This is a genomic window from Fusibacter sp. (assembly GCF_057447755.1).
On the sequence record NZ_JBVBZF010000389.1, the window covers coordinates 1 to 3,021 of the forward strand.

General features: G+C 40.8%; 4 protein-coding genes. 3 read left to right on the top strand and 1 reads right to left on the bottom strand.

Translation table 11 applies throughout. The features are described 5' to 3' along the window. The 3 genes from queA to yajC all read left to right on the top strand — a co-directional run. A partial coding sequence (gene queA / locus AC220I_RS20635) for a tRNA preQ1(34) S-adenosylmethionine ribosyltransferase-isomerase QueA (RefSeq protein WP_486725753.1) occupies positions 1-1,017 on the top strand: 1,017 nt, incomplete at its 5' end. 61 nt (positions 1,018-1,078) lie between these two features. Then, complete coding sequence (tgt, locus tag AC220I_RS20640; protein ID WP_486725754.1) at positions 1,079-2,209, top strand: tRNA guanosine(34) transglycosylase Tgt; 1,131 nt, start codon at positions 1,079-1,081, stop codon at positions 2,207-2,209. Positions 2,210-2,284: 75 nt separating this feature from the next. Beyond that, a complete protein-coding gene (gene yajC, locus AC220I_RS20645) occupies positions 2,285-2,587 on the top strand; it encodes a preprotein translocase subunit YajC (RefSeq protein ID WP_486725755.1) in 303 nt (100 codons plus the stop codon). A gap of 82 nt (positions 2,588-2,669) precedes the next feature. Here the strand turns inward: yajC and AC220I_RS20650 are convergent. Further along, positions 2,670-3,021, bottom strand: a 352-nt coding sequence (locus AC220I_RS20650) for a hypothetical protein (protein WP_486725756.1), incomplete at its 5' end; no start/stop codon positions are given.

Below are 3,021 nucleotides of genomic sequence, written 5' to 3' on the forward strand. Positions count from 1 at the left end.
ACTAAAGATTTTTATTTTGATTTACCGGATGAGTTGATTGCACAGGTACCACTTGAAAACAGGTCAGAATCCAGACTTATGGTCTTTGACCGTAAAACGGGTGAGGTCACTCATAAAATTTTTAAAGACGTTAAAAACTATTTAAAAAGTGGTGACTGCCTCGTATTAAATAATACCAAGGTCATCCCAGCCAGACTTTTTGGCACCAAGGACACTGGCGCGGTTGTGGAATTCCTATTACTCAAGAGACTCAATGAAAAACAATGGGAAACCCTTGTGAAGCCCGGTAAAAAAGCAAAGATTGGCACTGTATTTACATTTGGTGACGGCCAGTTGACCTGTGAAGTTATCGGAATGGGGGAAGAGGGCTCTCGTATCATCGAATTTCAATATGAGGGTGTATTTGAAGTGATCTTAGATCAGCTTGGCAATATGCCCTTGCCACCCTATATCACAGCAAAGCTTGAAGACCCAAAACGCTATAACACCGTTTATGCCAAGCATGATGGTTCATCAGCGGCACCTACAGCAGGCCTCCACTTTACAGAGGCTCTTATGGATGAATTAAAGGCTCAGGGGGTTCATATTGCCTATGTGACGCTTCATGTGGGTCTTGGTACCTTTAGACCTGTTAAGGTGGATAACGTCTTAGAGCACAAAATGCACTCGGAATTCTATATGCTTGATGCAGAGAATGCTGAAATCATCAACCGTGCTAAAGCAGAAGGTGGGCGCGTGATTTCTGTGGGCACAACGTCAACAAGAACCATAGAAACCATAGCAAGTGCACATGGCAAATTAGTTGAAGCAAGTGGTTGGACGGATATTTTCATTTATCCAGGCTACGAATTTAAGGTGATTGATGGCCTGATTACCAACTTCCATTTACCAGAATCAACATTAATCATGTTGATCAGTGCCCTTTCAACTAAAGACCATATATTAAAAGCCTATGAAATCGCGGTTGAAGAGCGTTATCGTTTCTTTAGCTTTGGTGATGCGATGTTGATATTATAAGTGACGCCATGAAAAGTCACTAAAATGACGAGATGAATATTAGAAAAGGAAGCGTGAAAAAATGGCAATTAGATATGAATTGATCAAAGAGTGTAAGCAAACAGGTGCAAGACTTGGACGTTTGCATACGCCACATGGTGTGATAGAAACGCCAATTTTTATGCCCGTGGGCACTCAAGCAACTGTAAAAGCAATGACACCTGAAGAACTTAAGGATATGAATGCACAAATTATCTTATCCAACACTTATCATTTATATTTAAGACCAGGTCATGACCTCGTAAGAGAAGCAGGTGGCCTTCATAAGTTTATGAACTGGGATAGACCTATCCTGACTGACAGTGGTGGTTTTCAGGTCTTCAGCCTTGGCGACCTTAGAAAAATCACAGAAGAAGGGGTCCACTTCCAATCTCATTTAGATGGTAGTAAGCATTTCTTAACACCTGAAAAAGTAATGGAAATTGAAACGGCACTTGGCGCTGATATTATCATGGCATTTGACGAATGTGCCCCATATCCAGCGGATTGGGACTATGTAAAGAATTCTCTTGAGCGTACAACAAGATGGGCTGTTCGCTGTAAGGCCGCATTTACAAACACTGAGAATCAAGCCTTATTCGGGATTGTTCAAGGTGGTATGTACAAGGATTTAAGAGAGCAGAGTGCAAAGGAACTCGTTGAACTCGATTTCCCAGGATATTCAATCGGTGGACTAAGTGTTGGTGAGCCTAAAGAACTCATGTATGAGGTGCTGGATTATACGACACCACTTCTGCCAAAAGACAAGCCGAGATATCTCATGGGCGTGGGCAGTCCTGACGCCTTAATAGAGGGTAGTATCAGGGGAATTGACATGTTTGACTGCGTTCTGCCTACAAGAATTGCCCGTAATGGTACAGCCATGACTTCGCAAGGTAAAGTCGTTATTAAAAACGCTAAATACACAAGAGACTTCACACCACTTGATCCAGAGTGTGATTGTTATACTTGTAAAAATTATACAAAGGCATATATCAGACATTTGTATAAGGCAGATGAAATACTTTCATCTCGTCTCATGTCAACGCACAACCTACATTTCCTCATTAATTTGATGAAACAAGTGAGACAGGCAATCATGGATGACCGCCTTGGCGACTTCAGAAATGAATTTTTTGCCAAGTATTATGGTGAGGAAACTAAAGAAGACTAGGATTTATCCTTTTCAATCTTTAAAATTCTGTTATAATAATAATTAGATAAAAAATTGATTTGAAGGAGTGGCAAAATGGGTACTTTAGGTTTGATAGCTTATATTGCGTTTTTCTTTGGTTTAATGTATTTCTTAATGATTAGACCACAAAACAAGAAAAATAAACAATTACAAGATCTTAGAAGCAGCCTGAAATCGGGGGATGACGTTGTTACCATTGGTGGCATCGTTGGAAAGATTTTAACTGTAAAGGACGAAGAAGTTGTCCTTGAAGTCGGTGCGGCAAAAACAAAATTAACATTTAAAAAATGGGCAATCTCTACAGTTGAGCATTCAGCTGGTGGCGAGATTGAAGAAACCACTTTTACTGAAGAATAGAATTTAAGGATTTTTTATTTCCTAATAGAGGGAAGTAGAAAATCCTTTTCTATTTTTTGAATTAAAGCCCGATGAATTGCATTTAAAGTTTGAAACAAGCCATAACGTGGAAACACTCCCACACCCTTTTTAAATCCTCGAAGCAAGCGTCCTCGACTAGGTCTGCGGATTGCATTTTGAATCTGAAACAAGCCATATGGTGGAACCACTCCCACACCCCGTATATATCCTCGAAGCAAGCGTCCTCGACTAGGTCTGCGGATTGCATTTTGAATCTGAAACAAGCCATAACGTGGAACCACTCCCACACCCCATATATATCCTCGAAGCAAGCGTCCTCGACTACGTCTGCGGATTGCATTTTGAATCTGAAACAAGCCATATTGTGGAACCACTCCCACACCCCGTATATATCCTCGAAGCAAGCGTCCTCG